An 18,007-nucleotide genomic window follows, 5' to 3' on the forward strand; every position below is an offset into this window, starting at 1 on the left:
CAAGCCAGTCGTTGCGCACATTTGCCATCACTTCCCGGTGATCGGTACTGCAATCACAGCGCCCTGTAGGGTGGAGTGCTCGGGTATACTGCCGCGTTTTGTGATGCCCTGCGGTCAAGACAGCGGCTCCAGCGCTCTGCGCCCAAGGGTTTAAACGCCGCTTGAGGCCGCGCCGGGTCCCGCTGACGCAGGGGTGTTTCGGCGATTTCTGGAGTTTCTATGCTCGAACAGGCTCAACGCGTACTCAAAGACATCTTCGGCTACGACAGTTTCCGTGGCCGTCAGGGTGACATTATTGAGCGCGTGGCCAGTGGTGGCGACGCTTTGGTGCTGATGCCCACCGGCGGCGGCAAGTCCTTGTGCTTCCAGGTCCCGGCGCTGTTGCGTGACGGCCTGGCGGTGGTGGTCTCGCCGTTGATCGCCTTGATGGACGATCAGGTCGCCACGCTCGAAGAACTGGGCGTCGCCGCCGCCTCCCTGAACTCGACATTGAGCGCCGATCAGCAGCGCGACCTGGCCAACCGGATCCGCCGTGGCGAAGTCAAAATGCTCTACCTGGCGCCAGAGCGTCTGGTGCAACCGCGCATGATGGCCTTTCTGCAGAGCCTGGACATCGCCCTGTTTGCGATCGACGAAGCGCACTGTGTGTCGCAGTGGGGGCATGACTTCCGTCCTGAGTACCTGCAACTGGGCCAATTGGCCGAGATGTTCCCCCATGTACCGCGCATCGCCCTGACCGCCACCGCCGACAAACGTACCCGCGAAGAAATCGTCACCCGCCTGCATTTGCAGAACGCGGAGCGTTTTTTGTCGAGCTTCGACCGCCCCAACATTTTTTACCGCATCGTGCCCAAAGAGCAGCCGCGCAAACAATTGCTGGCGTTCCTCTCGGAGCGGCGCAGCGATGCGGGCATCGTCTATTGCCTGTCGCGTAAAAAGGTCGATGAAGTAGCGCAGTTTTTGTGCGACCAGGGCTTCCCGGCCTTGCCGTACCACGCCGGGTTACCCAACGAAACCCGTGCCGCCAACCAAAAGCGCTTCCTCAATGAAGAAGGGCTGATCATGGTCGCGACCATCGCCTTTGGCATGGGCATCGACAAGTCCAACGTGCGCTTCGTGGCGCACCTGGACCTGCCCAAATCCCTTGAGGCGTACTACCAGGAGACCGGCCGTGCGGGCCGTGATGGCTTGCCGGCAGATGCCTGGATGGCTTACGGCCTGCAAGACGTGGTGATGCTCAAGCAGATGCTGCAAAACTCCGAAGGCGACGAGCGCCACAAGCGTCTGGAGCATCACAAGCTCGACGCGATGCTGGCTCTGTGCGAAGAAACCCGCTGCCGTCGTCAGACCTTGCTTGCGTATTTTGACGAAGACATGCCCCAGCCATGTGGGCATTGCGATAACTGTGTCGACGGCGTGCAAACCTGGGACGCCACAGAACCGGCGCGTCAGGCGTTGTCAGCGATTTATCGTACCGGCCAGCGTTATGGCACCGGCCACCTGATTGACGTGTTGCTGGGCCGCGAAAACGAAAAAACCCGCAGCATGGGCCATCAACACCTGTCGGTCTTCGGCGTAGGCAAAGCCCGATCCGAGGGCGATTGGCGCACCTTGTTCCGCCAACTGGTTGCCCGTGGTCTGGCCGACATTGATATCGAAGGCTACGGCGGTTTGCGTTTGAGCGACACGTGCCGGCCTTTGTTGCGCGGCGAAGTGACGCTAGAGCTGCGTCGCGAGCTCAAGCCGCAAACCACGGTCAAAAGCAGTTCTGCCAGCCCGGCCAGCCAACTGGTGCGTGGCGACGAGCGCGAGCAGTGGGAGGCCCTACGTGCCTTGCGCCGCAAGCTGGCCGAAGAGCATGGCGTACCGCCTTACGTCATCTTCCCCGACTCAACGCTGCTCGAAATGCTGCGCAGCCAGCCGACGTCGCTGGCCGACATGGCCAAGGTCGGCGGTATTGGTGCGCGCAAACTGGAGCGCTACGGCGAGGCGTTCCTCGAAGTGTTGGGCGGGCAGGCCGAGGCGCCGAAAGTGGTCGCGGACATCCGTCACGAACTGATCAGCTTGGCACGCGCCGGCATGACCCCGCTGCAGATTTCCGGGCAATTGCAGTGCTCTGAAAAGAACGTTTACACGCTGCTGGCCGAAGCCATTGGGCGTCAGGAACTGTCGCTGGAGCAAGCGCTGGACTTACCCGAAGAGCTGATGGAAGAAGTGCAGGACGCGTTTCTGGACGGTGAGGGCGAGTTGCCAAGCGTGGCCAGTATCGCTGAACAGTTCAAAGGTCGAGTGCCGGAAGGCGTTCTTTATTGCGTGCGCGCCGCCCTGCAATCCGAGTTCGAAATGTAACGGTTATTGGCATGTAACGAATTGATTGACATACAGGTCTTGCCTATGTGCAAGCTCCATGCTTAGCTGACTAACAATTGGTTTCACTCTTTTTCAGTCTAAACATTGAGTTTTTTATGCCGTTAACCGATCAACACCGTTTTGGTATGCAGTTGGCCCAAATGTCTCGTGGCTGGCGTGCGGAGCTGGATCGACGCCTGGCCGGTCTTGGCCTGTCGCAAGCCCGCTGGCTGGTGCTGCTGCATCTGGCACGATTCGACTGCAAGCCTACCCAGCGGGAATTGGCGCAAAGTGTCGGGGTTGAAGGTCCGACCCTTGCGCGTTTGCTCGACAGCCTTGAAGCCCAAGGTCTGGTCAAACGTCAGGCGGTGCTGGAAGACCGCCGCGCCAAGAAAATCGAATTGAGTGAGTCAGCCTTGCCCTTGATCGCCCAGATCGAGGCCATCGCCACCGCGTTGCGTCAGGAATTGTTTGTCGGCATAGACGAAGAAGATCAGCGCATCTGCATGCGCGTACACAAGCGCATCCTGGAAAACCTCGAAAAGAACTGACTTCCCTCCCTCTACCTGTAGGAGCGAGCTTGCCTCGCGATCTTTTAAACGATCAAAAGATCGCGAGGCAAGCTCGCTCCTACAAGGGCACAGCTTAGAACGTCTGCCCCAGGTTCAAATACAACGCCTTCTGATTGTCATCGTTAATCCCGTAACTGAAATTCAGCGGGCCCAGCGGTGTATCAAAGCCAATAAAAATGCTCGCGGCATTGATGTAGCCACTGTCGAACTCGTTGTCGTTGTTCCAGGCGCGGCCGCGTTCCAGTGACGCACCGGCATACAGCGGGAAATCAAGTGGCAGGTACGAGCGCGGCGTCAGGCGCCGGTAGTAAACAGCCCGCATCAAGCTGATGTTCTGCCCCGAAATCGCATCCTCACGGAACCCGGACAACTGCCGCGCACCGCCGAGCAAAAAGCTTGAGGTCACAACATTGGCCTGGTCCAGCGTACGCCCGTAACGCCCGCCCAGAATCCAGGTGTTCGGCCCCGAACTCAAGGCCTTGTCGAGGTTGAATTCCCATTGGCGATAACGCTCGTCCGAGCCCAGCGCCGGATCGAACTGGCGGAAGTTCAAGCTGATGTCTTCGCCCGTGTGCGGGAAGTAAACGTTATCCAGCGAGTCGAACGAGTACTTCACGTCATAAAAGCCTTCGCTGAAGCTGGTGCTCGGCAAGTCACGCTCGCCGATTCGTACATCGGCCTTACCCCATGCCTCACCAACGCCCACACGGATCTCACCGCTGTTGCCGATCTGGCGGCCCAGGTTCAAGCCAAATTCATAGCGCTCAAGGCGATATTCGGCAATCGGGTCGTTATCCAGAATGGCCTCGACGTTCTGCGATTGAGCGTTGATATACGGCGCCACAAAGAAACGCGAGCCCGCATCCAGCGGTTGATAGAACTCGCTGTACAACTCTTGCTTATCGCCGATTTGCACCCGCGTCAGCCACTCGGCGCCCAGGCGGTTAATGCCATTGACCCGGTAGCTGGCGCCGAGGTTAAAGGCGCTGTCGCCGTGCATGTCATCCGAGAGGTTGATGCCCAGGCGCAGGAAATCGGTGCCGCTGCGCTTGGCACGGGCGCTGATTACCAGGGTGCGCTCCTGACCTTTGTGCACCACGCGGTACTGCACTTGATCAAAGTAATCCAGGCCGTACAGTGTGCCCATGTCCCGTTGCAAACGCGCGAGATCCAGCGGCTCACCGACCGGTTGGCGGATGTAATAGCGGATCACTGAGTCGTCGATTTTCGAGTCGTTCTCGATTTTGATCGCGGTAATCACCGGGGTCCGCTCTTCGGCGGAACGGGCGATGCTCAGTTGCGCATCGGCGGGCTGGCGCAAGCTGGCCAGACGGTTTTCAAGGATCTGTGTCGCGCGATAGCCGGCATTGATGATCTCTTCTGAGCGGCCAAAGTCGGTCGCGCCAATGCTCGCGAGCGACGGTTTGATCAGTACGTCGTCCGGTTTTAGCGTGGCCAGTTGAACCTCAGAGTTGCTGCGGGTCATCAGGGTGATGGACTGGTTAAGAATGTCGAAGACCGTGTTGAGCTCCTTGCGCCCCCGCAGTGGCGTACCGATGTCGACCACAATCACCAGGTCGACGCCCATCTCGCGGGCCACGTCCACCGGGATGTTGTCGACCATGCCGCCATCGACCAGCAACTGGCCGTTGATTTCCACGGGCGCAAACACCGCCGGGATCGACATGCTGGCGCGAATTACCTGGGGCAGGTGGCCTTTGCGGAACACCACTTTCTCGCCACTGACGATGTCGGTGGCCACGGCACGGAACGGGATGGGCAGTTTGTCGAAGTCGCGCACGTCGCTGCTGTGCGCCAGCAGGCTTTCCAGCAGCAATGCCAGGTTTTGCCCCTGAATGACGCCTAATGGCAGGCCCAGGCTGCCATCGTCACGGAAGCTGAGCTTTTGTCTGACCAGAAAATCCCGGTCATCCTGCTTGCGCCGGAACGGGACGTCCTCGCGGGCGGGGCTGTCTGACAGTGCTTCTTGCCAGTCGATACTCAAAGCGAGCTTTTCCAGCTCATCAATCTTGTAGCCCGAGGCATACAGCCCGCCGATTACCGCGCCCATGCTGGTGCCCGCGATGGCATCAATATGAATGCCTTGCTCTTCCAGCGCTTTGAGTACGCCGACGTGTGCCAGACCGCGGGCGGCCCCGCCGGACAGCACTAAACCGATTTTGGGCTGGGGCTTTTCAGCCGCCAACAGGGCCAGCGGGCTTAAATACAGAAGCAGGAAAATCAGCAGACGGCGCATCATGAATCTCTGGGCAAGCGACAAAGGCGGCTATTATAGCGGCGCCTTTAACCCCAGGAGTTTTAGAAACATGTCTGCCAGCAAGCCGCAAATTGTCATCACTTATTGCACGCAGTGTCAGTGGTTGCTCCGGGCGGCCTGGTTGGCGCAAGAGCTGCTCAGTACATTTGCTGACGATTTGCGCCAAGTGGCGCTGGAACCGGGCACCGGTGGGGTGTTTCGCATTACCTGTGACGGCGTGCAGATCTGGGAGCGCAAGGCCGACGGCGGCTTTCCCGAAGCCAAGGTGCTCAAGCAGCGGGTCCGCGATCAGATCGACCCGCAGCGTGATTTGGGGCACAACGACCGGGTTCAGTGAGCGGCTGAATCGAGCACGGCTTGTTTCGGCGTCGGGCCGCTGCTGAGGCGGCTCGACACCACAATCGCGACGATGATCAACACCCCGCCAACCAGCATGCGCAGCGTCGGGGTTTCGTGGAATATCAGCCACGCCAGGGTGATGCCGTACACCGGCTCCAGAGCGAAGACCACGGCCGCTGTGCGTGCCTTGATCACCGCCAGGCTGGCGACAAACAGGCTATGGGCCACGCCGGTGCAGAACACCCCGAGCAAGGCGATCCACAGCCAGTCCATCGGTCGAACTTCGCTCAGGCCCGGTGCCGCAAAAGGCAGCAGGCACAAAGCGACCACTGCGTTTTGCCACATCGCTGCCTGCACCGCTGGCACGCGTCCGCTGTTGGCCCGGTTATTCAGCGACAGCAGCGAAAACAGCAGGCCCGAGGCAATGGCCCAGATCAACCCTTCGGTGGCCTGGCTGGCCAGATCGAAGCTGGGGGTCACCAGAATCAGGCCGATACTGACCAGCAACACCAGAATCACCTCATTGAGGCGGATGCGCTCGCGGAAAATCAGCCCTTCGAGGATCACGGTAAATGCCGGGAAGCTGGCAAAGCCCAAGGTCGCAATCGCCACCCCGGCAATTTTGACCGAAACAAAAAAACTCACCCAATGCCCGGCCAGCAGCAAGCCGCTGATCAGCAGGTTACGCGCATCGCGCAGTGCCAGTTTTTTCCAGCGCGTGCTTTTGGCCAGTGCAGCAAAGAAGGCCAGTGCAAGCACCGCGAAACCGGCCCGGCCAAACACAATAATGGAAGCTGACGCGGCGGCGAGTTTGCCGAACACGCCGGTCAGGCCGAACATCAGTGCGCCAATATGCAGGGCGCCCAAGGCGGTACGCGGAGTCATTGCAGTCCTTAAGTCGATACAGGCAAGGCAGGCAGTCTAGGCTGTGGGCCTGGGTAGTGTCTGTCGCCAGACTCGCGTCAGTTGTCGCCAGACTCGCGGCGCAGCCTCGACGGTGACGCGCCAAATGCTCGCAGCATGGCCGCGCTGAAGGCGCTTTGCGAGGCGTAGCCGACCCGGCTGGCCACTTCGCCCATGGGCAGGGCGCTGTGGCGCAAAAGCTGCAATGCCGTGTTCAGGCGGTGCTGGCGAATGTAGTCCATGGGCGTCAGCCCGCATTCACTGACGAAGCGGCTGTGTAAACGCGCGCAGGACAAACCTGCGACTCGCGCCAGATCCATGACCTGAAGCGGGTAGGCGAGGTTTTGCTCAATATAGGCATCCAGTGCGGCAAAAGGCAGGCGGTTTGCAGTTACCGGCTCGACAGCGTTGTTCAGGCTTGCCAGCAAGAGGATCGCGCCTTGCCGGGCGATCAAGGGGTCGTTCACCGGGCTGGCGGCCAGCCAGCTCACCAGTTGGTGTTGATTGGCGTCGAGGCTCAAGTGCCCGGCGTTGTCGAGCAAGCGGCGGCTGGCGTCGGCGTGACTGCCCAGCGACTCGCCGAGCCAGTCCTGGCCCGGTACATCGAGCACCAGGCACTGGCTGCCTTGTTCGCTGCCGCAAATATGATGGGCCCCAGCCGGGATCACCATCAGGTGCTGTTGGCGCAACAGGCTGGCCCGGCCGTCGACTTCGAAGTCGAGCAGGCCGGACAAGCTGATCACCAGCTGCGCATGCTCATGGCTGTGCGCGATCACGTCCTGGCGGTAATGACGCAGTGACAGGATTTGGCCCATGCTGAACCTCTGATTGAATCAATGCCGCCAGAATGCCGGAACACACAATACAAACACGGTAATGATCTCCAGACGCCCAAGCAACATGCCAAAAGACAGAATCCATTTGGCGGCATCCGGCAAGCTGGAGAAATTGCCCGACGGGCCGATGATTTCACCCAGCCCCGGCCCCACGCCAGACACCGTACTGGCGGCGCCGGTGAGGGCGGTCATCCAGTCAAGGCCAAGCAGTGACAATGCCAGTGCAATCACGCAGATGGTGGTGGCGAAGAAGAACGAAAAGGTCAAAATCGAGCGCACGATTTCTTCGTCGAGGCGGTGCCCGTTGTACTTTTGCTTGATCACCGCACGGGGGTGAATCAGCTGGTTAAGGTTGGCCTTGAGCAGAATATAGGCAACCTGAAAGCGGAAAATCTTGATTCCGCCCGCCGTCGAGCCCGAGCAACCCCCGATAAAACCCAGGTAGAAAAACAGCATCAGCGAGAAGTTGCCCCACAAGCTGTAGTCGCCCAGGGCAAAGCCTGTAGTGGTCACCACCGACGTAACGTTTAGCGCCACATGACGAAAGGCGTCCCACCATGACATGTCGGTGGTCCACCACATCCAGGTGCCCATGACGAACCAGGTCACCACCAGCAGCCCGAGCAACCCTTGAACCTGTTGATCCTTGAACAATGCCCGACGATGGCCGCGCAATGTCGCCACATACAAGGTAAAAGGCAGGCTGCCGAGAATCATCACCACAATGGCCACCCAGTGCACCGCCGGTTGCGTCCACTTGGCCAGAGACTGGTCCGAGGTTGAAAACCCGCCAGTGGAAATCGCCGACATGGCATGGTTGATCGCGTCGAACACACTCATGCCCGCCCACCAGAACGCGAGGCTGCCGAGAATGGTGATGCCCACATAAGTCGCGACAATCAAGCGCGCCACCATGTGCGAGCGCGGCATGACTTTTTCTGAACGGTCAGACGATTCGGTCTGGAACAGGCGCATACCACCGATGCGCAGCAACGGCAGAATGGCCACCGCCATCCCGATAAAGCCGATGCCGCCGAGCCAGTGCAACATCGAGCGCCACATCAAAATACCCGGCGTCATGGTGTCCAGCCCGCTCAGCACCGTGGAGCCGGTGGCGGTAATCCCGGACATGCTTTCGAAAAATGAGTCGGTGTAACTGATGTGCTGCGTCAGCAAAAACGGCAGCGCAGCAAAAATGCACACCACCAGCCAACTCGAGACCGTGAGCAGATACATGTCCCGCGGGCGCAGGTGCACCTGCTCCGGACGGCCGGGCAGCACCAGTGCCAGACCGGCGACGAAGGTGATCAGGCTGGCCCACAGGAAGGACGGCAGATCACTCATGCGGTCAAAAATGACCAGCGTCAGCATCGGCACAGACATGCTGACCGCGAGCGTAATCAGGAAGATGCCGATTACAAAACCGATAATGCGTAAAGTCGGCAGTGCCATGAAATCAGCTCGGGATTGAAGGGGGGCGCCATTCTACCTGTGGTCTGAGCGATGTAAACCGCCAGACTTTCGATGGATACCGTTAGAATAGCCGCACATTTTCTTCAGGAGGTGGCCAATGGAGGCTCTCGACGCTTTGCTTAACCGTGTATCTGCCCCGCGCTTGCTGGACCCTGCGCCGACGGCCGAGCAACGTGAAGTCTTGTTCGCGGCCGCCTTGCGCGCTCCGGATCACGGTCAGCTGCGGCCTTACCGTTTTTTGACGGTTGAAGGTGAAGCGCGCAATCAACTGGGTGAAATCCTGGCTCAAGCGGTGCAAGGGCAGGGCGGCGAAGTGACCCAGGCGGCACTGGACAAGGCGCGGGCCATGCCATTGCGGGCGCCGTTGGTGGTAGTGGTTGTGGCGCGTTTGCAGGAGCACTTCAAAGTGCCGAAGTCCGAGCAGTTAATTACCGCCGGTTGCGCTGCCCACGCCATTGAACTGGCCGCGTTTGCCCAAGGCATTGGCGCGGTGTGGCGTACTGGCGAGCTGTCCTACAACGCTCACGTGGCCAAGGGCCTGGGTCTGGAAGACGGCGAAGAAGTGGTTGCGTTCCTGTACCTGGGCACCCCGCAGAACGAACTGCGTGATGCACCAAAAGTGAACAGCGCCGAATTCGTCAAAGCCTGGTCAGCCTAAGCGTTTACTGCAGGAGCGAGCTTGCCTCGCGATCTTTTGACCTTTAAAAGATCGCGAATCAAACCTGCTAAGTGGCATTAGGCTCCAACGGCAACTCCAGCGTGGCAACAAACCCGCCCTGCGGGTGATTGTCCAGCAACAACCTGCCGCCATGGCGTTCTGCCGCACGGCGGGCAATCGCCAGGCCCAATCCGTGCCCTGCCGCCGTCTGGCCCGGTGCCCGGAAAAATGGCTCGCCCAGATGCGCCAAATACTCTTTAGCCACCCCAGGGCCGTGATCGCGCACGCTGATGGCGATGTGGTCGCCCGAGCGTTGTGCGGTCAATTCAATCGGTTGTTCTGGCGGGTTGAAGCGCTGAGCGTTGCGCAGCAGGTTATCCACGGCGCGTTCGATCATGGTCGGCCAACCGCTGATGCTCAGGTCAGGCTCGGCATTGAGCTGCACTCGTTGTTCGGGGGCGGCCAGTGAGGCGTCTTTCTGGACCGTGGCGAGCAAGGGGTTCAGCTCAATGGGCTCGGCGCTCGCCTGATCGGCATCAACCCTGGCCAGCGCGAGAATTTCGCTGATCAAGGATTCAAGGCGATCGCACTCGCGGGTCAGGCGCGGCCAGAGCTTCTCGCGTTCTTCTGGCCCGGCCCGTTCGGCCAACGCCAACGCGATGCGCAAACGTGCCAGCGGTGAGCGCAGTTCATGGGACACATCGCGCAGCAGTTGGCGCTGGCTGCCGATCAAGCTTTGCAGGCGGGCACCCATGCGGTTGAAGTCAGTTGCCAGCACACCAAATTCATCACGGCGTGATGCGAGTTGCGCCAGGCTGTTTTGCTGATAGGTGGCTTGCCCCAAATCGTGCACGGCCCCGCGCAAGCGGCTCAGCGGGCGGGTGATCGACAGCGTGACCAGCAAACTGAACAAGGTCAGCACCACCAGCGCAATCCCCAGCGCGCTCAGCGGCCAGATCAGGCTTTGGCGATGCCAGGCGTCCAGTTCCGGGTGCGGAATGCGGTAAATCAGCAAGTAGGTTTCGGCGGTCTTGGGGCTGGTGTACTCGACGGTCAGGCGGCGCCATGGCAGTTGCTCCTTGCCGCGCCCCTGTCGGGCTTCCCAAACCGCAGCGCGGCGTGGAAAGGTACCTTCCACCACCGGATCGCCACTTTCGTTAAGCACCTGGACGTCAATGTGATAACGACGCTTGCGCCGTTCGAGGAAATCCTGCGCGGCGTCCGGGCCTTGGGTTTCAAAACGTTCGGTCCACTGTTGCGCCAGATTATGCAGGCCGGGGTGGCGACTGAGGATCCAGGCGTCCTGATTAAGCATATGCCCCAACAGAATCGAGAGCCCTGCGACCAAGGCTATCGCCAGCCAAAAACTGGCCAGAATCCGCCAAAACAGTGAACGCACAGTAATTCCTCACAGGTAAATGATTGAAACGACCAAAGCCCAACTACCGGGGGGGGCGTTGGGCTTGGTAACAGACTAGATTATTGCGCTTTTGGAGCCTGTTGAGCTTTCCACTCCTTGAACTGTTTCCATTCTGCTTGGCGTTCAGCGCGTTTTTTTTGCATCTCATCGAACGTTTTTTGCTGATCAGGCTTGAGCAGCGCACGAATATCGCTCTGGGTTTTCTGATGCTTGGCAGCGATTTCGTCTTTCAGTGCCTTTTGGTCAGCCGCCGGGAGTTTTTCCAGGTACTTCTCAACCAGTTGTTTACGTTCGTGCATTTGCTCGGCCATCAACTTGCCGATCTGCTGGCGCTGTTCGCGGCTCAGGTCCAGTTGGCTGTAAGGGGCATCGCCGCGACCGTGCTCACCGCCGTGACGTGGACCCATTGGGCCGTCACCACCAGGCATGGCCATTGCGACGGTTGGCAGGGCTGCAGCAAACATCAGAGCAATTAGAGTCTTACGCATGGTGTGTCTCCTTAGTACGGTTCCGGTGAATCCGGATGCGCCCAGTTTAGGGAGATCAAGGTCAATGGCTGTCAGTCGAGCGTAAAGCTTAGGTAAAGACGTTTTGGGGTGAGGTTTACATAGTGTCATCAACACAACACTCAGCCTTGCTCAAACCCCGTAGTCGCTGCAGAGGCACGAGGCTGCGATGTGGGTCGCAAGACCATCGCCAAGGGCCGCTTCGCACCCCATCGCAGCCTCGTGCCTCGGCAGCGACTACAGGTTCTTATGCGCTATAAAAATAGCCGCGGCTGCGCAGGGCCATGATGCGTGGGCGGCCATCGGGGTGGGGGCCGATCTTTTTACGCAGGTTGCTCACGTGCATGTCGAGGCTGCGGTCGTACAAGGTCAGCTTGCGGCCCAAGGCAATTTGCGCCAGTTCCTGTTTGTCCAGCGGCTCGCCGGGCTGGCGCAGCAACGCCTCAAGCAGGCGGCTTTCAGATACGGTCAGGGGAATGTCATGTTCGTCGATGGTGACCACGCCCCGCACCGGGCTGAAACACAAATCGCCCAGTTCCAGTTGGGTGGACACGGCGGCCGGGTGGCTGCGGCGCAAGACAGCGCGCAAGCGGGCGGTCAGTTCGCGAGGGTCACAGGGTTTGGCCAGGTAATCATCGGCGCCCAGTTCGAGGCCGAGAATACGGTCCAGCGGTTCGCCACGGGCCGACAGCATCAGCACGGGCAGGTCAGGGTGGTCGTTGCGCAGTTGCTTGAGCAGCTCCAGACCACTGCCGTCGGGCAGCATCACGTCCAGCACCACCGCATCGGGGCTGGCCTCGAGCAACGCCTTGCGGGCGCTCAGGCCGTCGTGGCAAGCGCGTACCTGGAAGCCTTCCTGGCTTAACCAACTGCTCAGAAGCTCACACAGCTCCTGGTCATCATCTATCAGTAACAGGTCGCTCATGTCTTACTCGATTTAGCCAGTGCCGACGCTTTGCGCGTCGGCGACCGGCAACAAATATCGCGATTAGGGCAGGACTTTCTTGAACGGCTTGACGATGACATTGGCGTATACGCCAGCAGCCACGTAAGGGTCCGCGTCAGCCCAGGCCTGGGCAGCTACCAGTGAGTCGAACTCGGCGACCACCAGGCTGCCAGTGAAACCGGCCGGGCCTGGATCATTGCTGTCGATGGCCGGGTGCGGACCAGCCAGAACGACACGGCCTTCTTTTTGCAGTGCTTGCAGGCGCTCAAGGTGCGCCGGGCGTGCGGCCAGGCGTTTTTCAAGGGAGTCGGCAACGTCGGTGGAAATGATTGCGTAGAGCATGTCAGTCCTCGGATTTGGTGTTGGTCGGTGCAGAATCGGTGTCATGCAGGTGGCGCGACAGATAAATACCCTGAGCAACCAGGAACAGCACGGTCATGCCCAGGCTGCCGAAGACTTTGAAGTCGACCCAAATGCTCTGATAAGTGAAGGCCACAAACAGGTTGGCCGCACCGCAGAACAGGAAGAAGCCGATCCAGGCCAGGTTCAGGCGCGTCCAGACGGCATCCGGCAGGGTCAGCGCGTGGCCCATGATGCGTTTGATCAGCGGCTTGTCGCCGATGAAATGGCTACCGGCAAATGCCACGGCAAACAGCCAGTTCACCACCGGCGCCTTCCATTTAAGGAAGGTTTCGCTGTGGAAGGCCAAGGTCAGGCTGCCAAATACCAGGCAGGCGATCAGGGTCAGCCACTGGCTCTTTTCGAGCTTGCGCTGCTTGATAAACAGAATGCCGTAAACCACCACCGAGCTGAGGATCAACATTGCTGTCGCGCTGAAGATGCCCCCGACCGTCAGGCTATGCCCGGCGAAATCAACGACGCGTGGTTCGATTTTGTAGACAACGAAAAACAGTAACAGCGGGATGAAGTCGATGAATTGTTTCACAGTGGCAGCCAGAAGCAGGATGTGGCGGCATAATAACAAACATCAATGACAGCGAAAGCGTCAGCTAGAGGTTATTAAATCCCCGTGGAAATAGACTTGCATTGCCATAGCACGGCATCTGATGGCGCTTTGGCGCCGGCGGCACTGGTTGCGCGTGCGTTCGAGAAAGGTGTGCGAGTCCTGGCCCTGACCGATCACGATACACTTGAAGGCCTCGAAGAGGCCCGCGCGGCGGCGCTGGCCTTGAACATGACGCTGATAAACGGCATTGAATTGTCGTGTACCTGGGGTGGCGCGACTATTCATGTACTGGGCTACGGGTTTGATACTCAGGCCCCGGCCTTGCTTGAGGCCATCGCCAAACTGCACGAAGGCCGTTGGCTGCGCGCAGAAGAAATCAGCCGCAAGCTCGCCCTTAAAGGCATGCCCGGCGCGCTGGAAGGCGCGCGGGCCATTCAACAAGGCCTGGGCGACAGCGGCAATGCCCCGGCCCGTCCGCACTTTGCCGACTACCTGGTTGAGGACGGGTACGTCAAAGACCGCGCCGATGCGTTCCGCAAATGGCTGGGCGCTGGCAAGCTGGGCGACGTCAAACAGCATTGGCCAACCCTTGAAGAGACTGTCGGCACCTTGCGTGCAGCCGGTGCCTGGGTGAGCCTGGCGCACCCGTCGCACTACGATTTCACGCGCAGCAAGCGACGTCGGCTGATTGGCGACTATATTCAAGCGGGAGGTCACGCGATTGAGGTCGTCAATGGCTACCAACCTGCCGATCAGGTGGGCAGCCTGGCGATTCTGGCGCGTGAATTTGGTCTGCTGGTCAGCGCCGGCAGTGATTTTCATGGCCCTGGAGGTTGGTCCGAGATCGGCGAATATCGCCCCGTCCCGGAAGATCTGCCGCCATTGTGGTGTCGATTCAAATATGACCAGCCTGCTGCCACCGACTGAACAGGAACATAACGTGAGTCAATTTTTCCAGATCCATCCGGAAAACCCGCAGCCGCGCCTGATCAAACAGGCAGTCGAGATCATCCGCAAGGGTGGCGTGGTGATCTACCCCACCGACTCGTCCTACGCAGTGGGATGCCAGATGGGCGACAAGTCTGCGATCGAGCGGATCAAGCGCCTGCGTAACCTGGATGACAAACACAACTTCACCTTGATGTGTTCGGGTTTGTCGCAACTGGGCTTGTTTGCCAAGGTTGATACCGAGGTGTTCCGTCTGCTCAAGACGCACACGCCGGGACCGTACACCTTCATCCTCAACGCCACCCGTGACGTTCCGCGTTTGTTGCTGCACCCCAAGCGTCGCACCATTGGCATGCGCGTGCCGCAGCATCCCATTGCCCTGGCATTGCTCGAAGAACTGGGCGAGCCACTGATGAGCGTCACGCTGATCCTGCCGGGTGAAACCGAGCCGATGGAAGACCCGTACCTCATTCGCGATGTGCTGGAAAAACACGTCGACCTGATTATTGATGGCGGTTTTGGCGGCAATAAGGCCTCGACCGTGATTAATCTGGTTAATGACGAACCCGAAATCGTACGGGTAGGTTGTGGTGACCCGACGCCGTTTATGGTCGAGGCCTGATGTCAGACCTGGACGTAGTAGAAACGGTTGATGAGCAAGCCGGTGCCCAGCAAGAACTGCCGTTTGCCATGGTCTATGGCCAGGCCGTTATTGAAATGCCGATGGACCTGTACATCCCCCCGGATGCGCTGGAGGTGTTTCTTGACGCCTTTGAAGGCCCGCTCGACTTGCTGCTGTACCTGATCCGCAAACAGAACATCGACATTCTGGACATTCCCGTGGCGGAAATTACCCGCCAGTACATGGGCTATGTCGAGCTGATGAAAACCGTGCGTCTGGAGCTGGCCGCCGAGTATTTGGTGATGGCCGCGATGCTTGCCGAAATCAAGTCACGCATGCTCCTGCCGCGCTCGGCCGAGGTCGAAGAGGAAGAAGGCGACCCGCGTGCCGAACTGATCCGCCGCTTGCAACAATACGAGCGATTCAAGGCGGCAGCGGAAGGCATTGATGGCTTGAGCCGGGTAGGGCGCGACATCATCGTGCCCAAACTCGATGCCCCCGAAGCACGGGCGCGCAAGCTGGTGCCGGACGTCGCGCTAGAAGAGCTGCTGATGTCCATGGCCGAAGTGCTGCGCCGTACCGACATGTTTGAAAGCCATCAGGTCAGCCGTGAAGCCCTGTCCACGCGAGAGCGCATGAGTGAAGTACTTGAGCGTCTCAAAGGCGGCGGTTTTGTGCCGTTTGTTGAGCTGTTCACCGTAGAAGAAGGGCGTTTGGGCGTGGTCGTGACCTTTATGGCCATTCTTGAGCTGGTCAAAGAGTCGCTGGTCGAGTTGGTGCAAAATGAGCCCTTCACGGCAATCCACGTGCGGGCGCGAGCCGAATAAAGAGCTGAAACCATGAATTTGACTGAACCCCGCGAACTGGCACCGCTGCTGGAGGCCTTTTTGTTGGCCTCTGGAAAGCCGCAAAGCCTGGAGCGACTGTTTGAGCTGTTTGACGAGAGCGAACGGCCTGAACCGCCCGTGTTCAAAAAGGCCCTCGATGTGCTGCGCAAGTCGTGCGATGGCCGCGCTTTTGAACTCAAGGAAGTCGCCTCGGGCTATCGTCTGCAAATCCGCGAGAAGTTTTCGCCGTGGGTCGGGCGCCTGTGGGAAGAGCGCCCGCAGCGCTATTCACGGGCGATGCTCGAAACCATGGCGCTGATTGCCTATCGCCAGCCGATTACTCGTGGCGAGATCGAAGACGTGCGCGGCGTGGCGGTCAATAGCCACATCGTTAAAACCCTGCTGGAGCGCGAATGGATCCGCGTGGTGGGCTACCGCGACGTGCCGGGCAAACCGGCGATGTTTGCGACCACCAAGGCGTTTCTGGACCACTTCAACCTGCAAAACCTTGACGATTTGCCGCCGTTGGCCGAATTGCGCGAGCTGGAGCCAGACCCGATCCTCGACTTCGACGACGCCCCTGTGCCCGAGCACCTGCAAGCCCTGGCAGACGAAAGCCTGGAGCCTGAAGAGCCCAAGGACGAGACCAGCTTCCGCACCCTGCTGGTGGAACTGGACTCGATGGAAGAAGGTCTTAAAACTGACTTTGATGACTTGTTGAGGGAAGATGCAGCGGTCAGCGAAGAGCTGCAAGCGGCAAGTGAAGAGCCAGAGCCAACACCAGAACCTGAGCCAGAACCGCACCCTGAGGTCGAGCCACGGCTCAGCGCGGCGGAACTGGCGCGTGATCGTTTGCGTGCTGCCGTAGCGGCCTTGGAAGCGCGGGCCACACTGAGTGAAGAAGAACTCGAGGCCCGCGCCCTGGCCGACGCTATCGAACAGGAGCGCCGCGATCTCGAAGACTGACACACCCCTTGTAGGAGCGAGCTTGCTCGCGAGCTTTTGATCTTTAAAAGCTCGCTCCTGCAGGGATTTTGAGAGATTCCACCATGAAAGACCCCTGCATCAGCCTCTGCAAATTCACCGATGACATCTGCATCGGCTGCGGGCGCAGCAAGCGTGAAATCAAAAGCTGGAAGAAACTCGACAAGGATGAAAAACGTTCCGTGCTGGCCGAAGCCGCCCTGCGTTTGAAGACCCTGAAGGCCACCGGCCGGCGGAAAAAGAAGTAAGTCGACGCCTTCATCACCCGACATTGATGCGCAATGGCCAACATCCGCGTATGATTCGCGACCCCACGCGCTCGTTCGAGCAGCAGGGCTTAATTTTTAACACCTCAGGCCACGCCTGAGTTGACACACCGGGAGGTGCCCAGATGAGTGATCTAGACCCTAAAGACAGCCAGGAAATTGGCCCGGCAGGCGAAAAACTGCAAAAAGTACTCGCCCGTATCGGCGTCGGCTCGCGCCGCGACGTAGAAAGCTGGATCAGCCAAGGCCGCATCAAGGTCAATGGCAAGGATGCAACCCTTGGGTTGCGCGTAGATCTGCATGACGCCATCTCCATCGATGGCAAGGTGATCAAGCGTGAAGAGGCCGCCGAATCGGTGCGCCGCGTGATCATGTACAACAAACCCGACGGCGAAATCTGCACCCGTGACGACCCGGAAGGCCGTCCGACTGTGTTTGACAAGCTGCCGCGTCCAAAAGAAGGCCGCTGGATCAACATCGGTCGTCTCGACATCAATACCACCGGCTTGCTGATGTTCACCACCGACGGTGAGCTGGCTAACCGCCTGATGCACCCTTCCTACGAAATGGACCGTGAATACGCGGTACGTGTGCGTGGCGAAGTCGATGACGAAATGATCGAACGCCTCAAGGCGGGCGTGGTGCTGGAAGACGGCCCTGCGCGTTTCACCGACATCAAGCAAGCGCCAGGCGGTGAAGGCTTCAACCATTGGTACCACTGCGTGGTGATGGAAGGCCGTAACCGTGAAGTACGTCGTTTGTGGGAATCTCAGGGCTTGGTGGTCAGCCGTCTGAAGCGCGTGCGTTTCGGTCCGGTATTCCTCAACTCTGACCTGCCGATGGGGCGCTGGCGCGAAATGAGCCAGTACGAAATCGACATTCTCAGCGCTGAAGTCGGCCTCACGCCGGTTGCCCTGCCTGAAATGAACGCCAAGAGCAAAGACAAGCTTGAGCGTATGCAGCGTAAGTCGTCACGCCCGGTGCCGCGTGCTGACCGTGTTGCACGCACCTTGCGTCCGGCCAATGGTGAGCCGGCTGCGCCACGTCCAGCGCGCCAGCCGCACATCGAAGGTGAGCGTCCAGGTCGTCCGGCCCGTGATGAGTCTGCCCGTC

At 59.5% G+C, this 18,007-nt stretch carries 19 protein-coding genes; 10 read left to right on the forward strand and 9 right to left on the reverse strand.

Annotated elements, in window-relative coordinates:
- Positions 1-219 precede the first annotated feature (219 nt).
- Both recQ and GHO25_RS10590 read left to right on the forward strand, forming a co-directional pair.
- The gene (recQ, locus tag GHO25_RS10585; RefSeq protein WP_048371507.1) at positions 220-2,349 is read left to right on the forward strand and encodes a DNA helicase RecQ; all 2,130 of its coding nucleotides are present in this window, start codon (positions 220-222) and stop codon (positions 2,347-2,349) included.
- 116 nt (positions 2,350-2,465) lie between these two features.
- Positions 2,466-2,900 (forward strand): MarR family transcriptional regulator, encoded by a 435-nt coding sequence (locus GHO25_RS10590; protein WP_048386112.1) that lies wholly within the window; start codon positions 2,466-2,468, stop codon positions 2,898-2,900.
- A gap of 94 nt (positions 2,901-2,994) precedes the next feature.
- On the opposite strand, the gene GHO25_RS10595 is transcribed toward GHO25_RS10590, so the two are convergent.
- Positions 2,995-5,178, reverse strand: coding sequence for a patatin-like phospholipase family protein (locus GHO25_RS10595; protein WP_153390759.1), 2,184 nt, complete (start codon positions 5,176-5,178; stop codon positions 2,995-2,997).
- A 70-nt stretch (positions 5,179-5,248) separates the two neighbouring features.
- Between GHO25_RS10595 and GHO25_RS10600 the strand changes: the two genes are divergently transcribed.
- Entirely contained in the window at positions 5,249-5,536 is a 288-nt protein-coding gene (locus GHO25_RS10600; RefSeq protein ID WP_048386108.1) for a SelT/SelW/SelH family protein, read from the forward strand.
- Here GHO25_RS10600 and GHO25_RS10605 read toward each other — a convergent pair.
- The 3 genes from GHO25_RS10605 to GHO25_RS10615 form a co-directional block, all read right to left on the reverse strand.
- A complete protein-coding gene (locus tag GHO25_RS10605) occupies positions 5,530-6,423 on the reverse strand; it encodes a DMT family transporter (protein ID WP_153390748.1) in 894 nt (297 codons plus the stop codon). The two genes, GHO25_RS10600 and GHO25_RS10605, sit on opposite strands and share 7 nt — an antisense overlap.
- 77 nt (positions 6,424-6,500) lie before the next feature.
- Entirely contained in the window at positions 6,501-7,256 is a 756-nt protein-coding gene (locus tag GHO25_RS10610; protein ID WP_153390749.1) for an AraC family transcriptional regulator, read from the reverse strand.
- Between the two features lie 18 nt (positions 7,257-7,274).
- Positions 7,275-8,729: a TrkH family potassium uptake protein gene (locus GHO25_RS10615; RefSeq protein ID WP_048386102.1), complete on the reverse strand. Its 1,455-nt coding sequence runs from the start codon at positions 8,727-8,729 to the stop codon at positions 7,275-7,277.
- Positions 8,730-8,847: 118 nt separating this feature from the next.
- On the opposite strand from GHO25_RS10615, the gene GHO25_RS10620 reads away from it, so the two are divergent.
- Positions 8,848-9,408 (forward strand): NAD(P)H nitroreductase, encoded by a 561-nt coding sequence (locus GHO25_RS10620; protein WP_153390750.1) that lies wholly within the window; start codon positions 8,848-8,850, stop codon positions 9,406-9,408.
- 67 nt (positions 9,409-9,475) lie between these two features.
- On the opposite strand, the gene GHO25_RS10625 is transcribed toward GHO25_RS10620, so the two are convergent.
- The 5 genes from GHO25_RS10625 to GHO25_RS10645 all read right to left on the reverse strand — a co-directional run bounded on the left by GHO25_RS10625 (position 9,476) and on the right by GHO25_RS10645 (position 13,226).
- Positions 9,476-10,807, reverse strand: coding sequence for a HAMP domain-containing sensor histidine kinase (locus GHO25_RS10625; RefSeq protein WP_178110056.1), 1,332 nt, complete (start codon positions 10,805-10,807; stop codon positions 9,476-9,478).
- Positions 10,808-10,887: 80 nt separating this feature from the next.
- The gene (locus tag GHO25_RS10630) at positions 10,888-11,316 is read right to left on the reverse strand and encodes a Spy/CpxP family protein refolding chaperone (RefSeq protein WP_153390751.1); all 429 of its coding nucleotides are present in this window, start codon (positions 11,314-11,316) and stop codon (positions 10,888-10,890) included.
- A gap of 265 nt (positions 11,317-11,581) precedes the next feature.
- The gene (locus GHO25_RS10635) at positions 11,582-12,259 is read right to left on the reverse strand and encodes a response regulator transcription factor (RefSeq protein ID WP_153329243.1); all 678 of its coding nucleotides are present in this window, start codon (positions 12,257-12,259) and stop codon (positions 11,582-11,584) included.
- A 63-nt stretch (positions 12,260-12,322) separates the two neighbouring features.
- Positions 12,323-12,622, reverse strand: coding sequence for a YciI family protein (locus tag GHO25_RS10640; protein ID WP_048371486.1), 300 nt, complete (start codon positions 12,620-12,622; stop codon positions 12,323-12,325).
- A 1-nt stretch (position 12,623) separates the two neighbouring features.
- Positions 12,624-13,226 (reverse strand): septation protein A, encoded by a 603-nt coding sequence (locus GHO25_RS10645; protein ID WP_048371484.1) that lies wholly within the window; start codon positions 13,224-13,226, stop codon positions 12,624-12,626.
- An 84-nt stretch (positions 13,227-13,310) separates the two neighbouring features.
- Here GHO25_RS10645 and GHO25_RS10650 point away from each other — a divergent pair, with 84 nt between their 5' ends.
- The 6 genes from GHO25_RS10650 to rluB all read left to right on the forward strand — a co-directional run.
- Positions 13,311-14,174, forward strand: a complete 864-nt coding sequence (locus tag GHO25_RS10650) for a PHP domain-containing protein (protein ID WP_178110057.1) — start codon at positions 13,311-13,313, stop codon at positions 14,172-14,174.
- Between the two features lie 13 nt (positions 14,175-14,187).
- Positions 14,188-14,817, forward strand: a complete 630-nt coding sequence (locus GHO25_RS10655; RefSeq protein WP_178110058.1) for an L-threonylcarbamoyladenylate synthase — start codon at positions 14,188-14,190, stop codon at positions 14,815-14,817.
- A 128-nt stretch (positions 14,818-14,945) separates the two neighbouring features.
- Entirely contained in the window at positions 14,946-15,644 is a 699-nt protein-coding gene (locus GHO25_RS10660) for a ScpA family protein (RefSeq protein ID WP_164488149.1), read from the forward strand.
- Positions 15,645-15,656: 12 nt separating this feature from the next.
- On the forward strand, positions 15,657-16,610 hold the full coding sequence (scpB, locus tag GHO25_RS10665; protein ID WP_153390753.1) for an SMC-Scp complex subunit ScpB: 954 nt from the start codon (positions 15,657-15,659) through the stop codon (positions 16,608-16,610).
- Between the two features lie 83 nt (positions 16,611-16,693).
- Positions 16,694-16,876 carry a DUF1289 domain-containing protein gene (locus tag GHO25_RS10670; RefSeq protein WP_153390754.1) on the forward strand — a complete coding sequence of 61 codons (183 nt, stop codon included), beginning with the start codon at positions 16,694-16,696 and terminating at the stop codon, positions 16,874-16,876.
- 143 nt (positions 16,877-17,019) lie between these two features.
- On the forward strand, positions 17,020-18,007 hold a 988-nt coding region (gene rluB, locus GHO25_RS10675; protein ID WP_153390755.1), incomplete at its 3' end, for a 23S rRNA pseudouridine(2605) synthase RluB.

The organism is Pseudomonas sp. FSL R10-1350 (assembly GCF_009600525.1).
In the GTDB taxonomy this organism is placed as follows: Bacteria; Pseudomonadota; Gammaproteobacteria; order Pseudomonadales; family Pseudomonadaceae; genus Aquipseudomonas; species Aquipseudomonas helleri.

Excerpts from the sequence above, each read along its gene's own strand:
- recQ (WP_048371507.1), top strand. The coding sequence starts at position 220 with ATGCTCGAACAGGCTCAACGCGTACTCAAAGACATCTTCGGCTACGAC.
- GHO25_RS10590 (WP_048386112.1), top strand. The coding sequence starts at position 2,466 with ATGCCGTTAACCGATCAACACCGTTTTGGTATGCAGTTGGCCCAAATG.
- GHO25_RS10595 (WP_153390759.1), bottom strand. The coding sequence starts at position 5,178 with ATGCGCCGTCTGCTGATTTTCCTGCTTCTGTATTTAAGCCCGCTGGCC.
- GHO25_RS10600 (WP_048386108.1), top strand. The coding sequence starts at position 5,249 with ATGTCTGCCAGCAAGCCGCAAATTGTCATCACTTATTGCACGCAGTGT.
- GHO25_RS10605 (WP_153390748.1), bottom strand. The coding sequence starts at position 6,423 with ATGACTCCGCGTACCGCCTTGGGCGCCCTGCATATTGGCGCACTGATG.
- GHO25_RS10610 (WP_153390749.1), bottom strand. The coding sequence starts at position 7,256 with ATGGGCCAAATCCTGTCACTGCGTCATTACCGCCAGGACGTGATCGCG.
- GHO25_RS10615 (WP_048386102.1), bottom strand. The coding sequence starts at position 8,729 with ATGGCACTGCCGACTTTACGCATTATCGGTTTTGTAATCGGCATCTTC.
- GHO25_RS10620 (WP_153390750.1), top strand. The coding sequence starts at position 8,848 with ATGGAGGCTCTCGACGCTTTGCTTAACCGTGTATCTGCCCCGCGCTTG.
- GHO25_RS10630 (WP_153390751.1), bottom strand. The coding sequence starts at position 11,316 with ATGCGTAAGACTCTAATTGCTCTGATGTTTGCTGCAGCCCTGCCAACC.
- GHO25_RS10635 (WP_153329243.1), bottom strand. The coding sequence starts at position 12,259 with ATGAGCGACCTGTTACTGATAGATGATGACCAGGAGCTGTGTGAGCTT.
- GHO25_RS10640 (WP_048371486.1), bottom strand. The coding sequence starts at position 12,622 with ATGCTCTACGCAATCATTTCCACCGACGTTGCCGACTCCCTTGAAAAA.
- scpB (WP_153390753.1), top strand. The coding sequence starts at position 15,657 with ATGAATTTGACTGAACCCCGCGAACTGGCACCGCTGCTGGAGGCCTTT.
- GHO25_RS10670 (WP_153390754.1), top strand. The coding sequence starts at position 16,694 with ATGAAAGACCCCTGCATCAGCCTCTGCAAATTCACCGATGACATCTGC.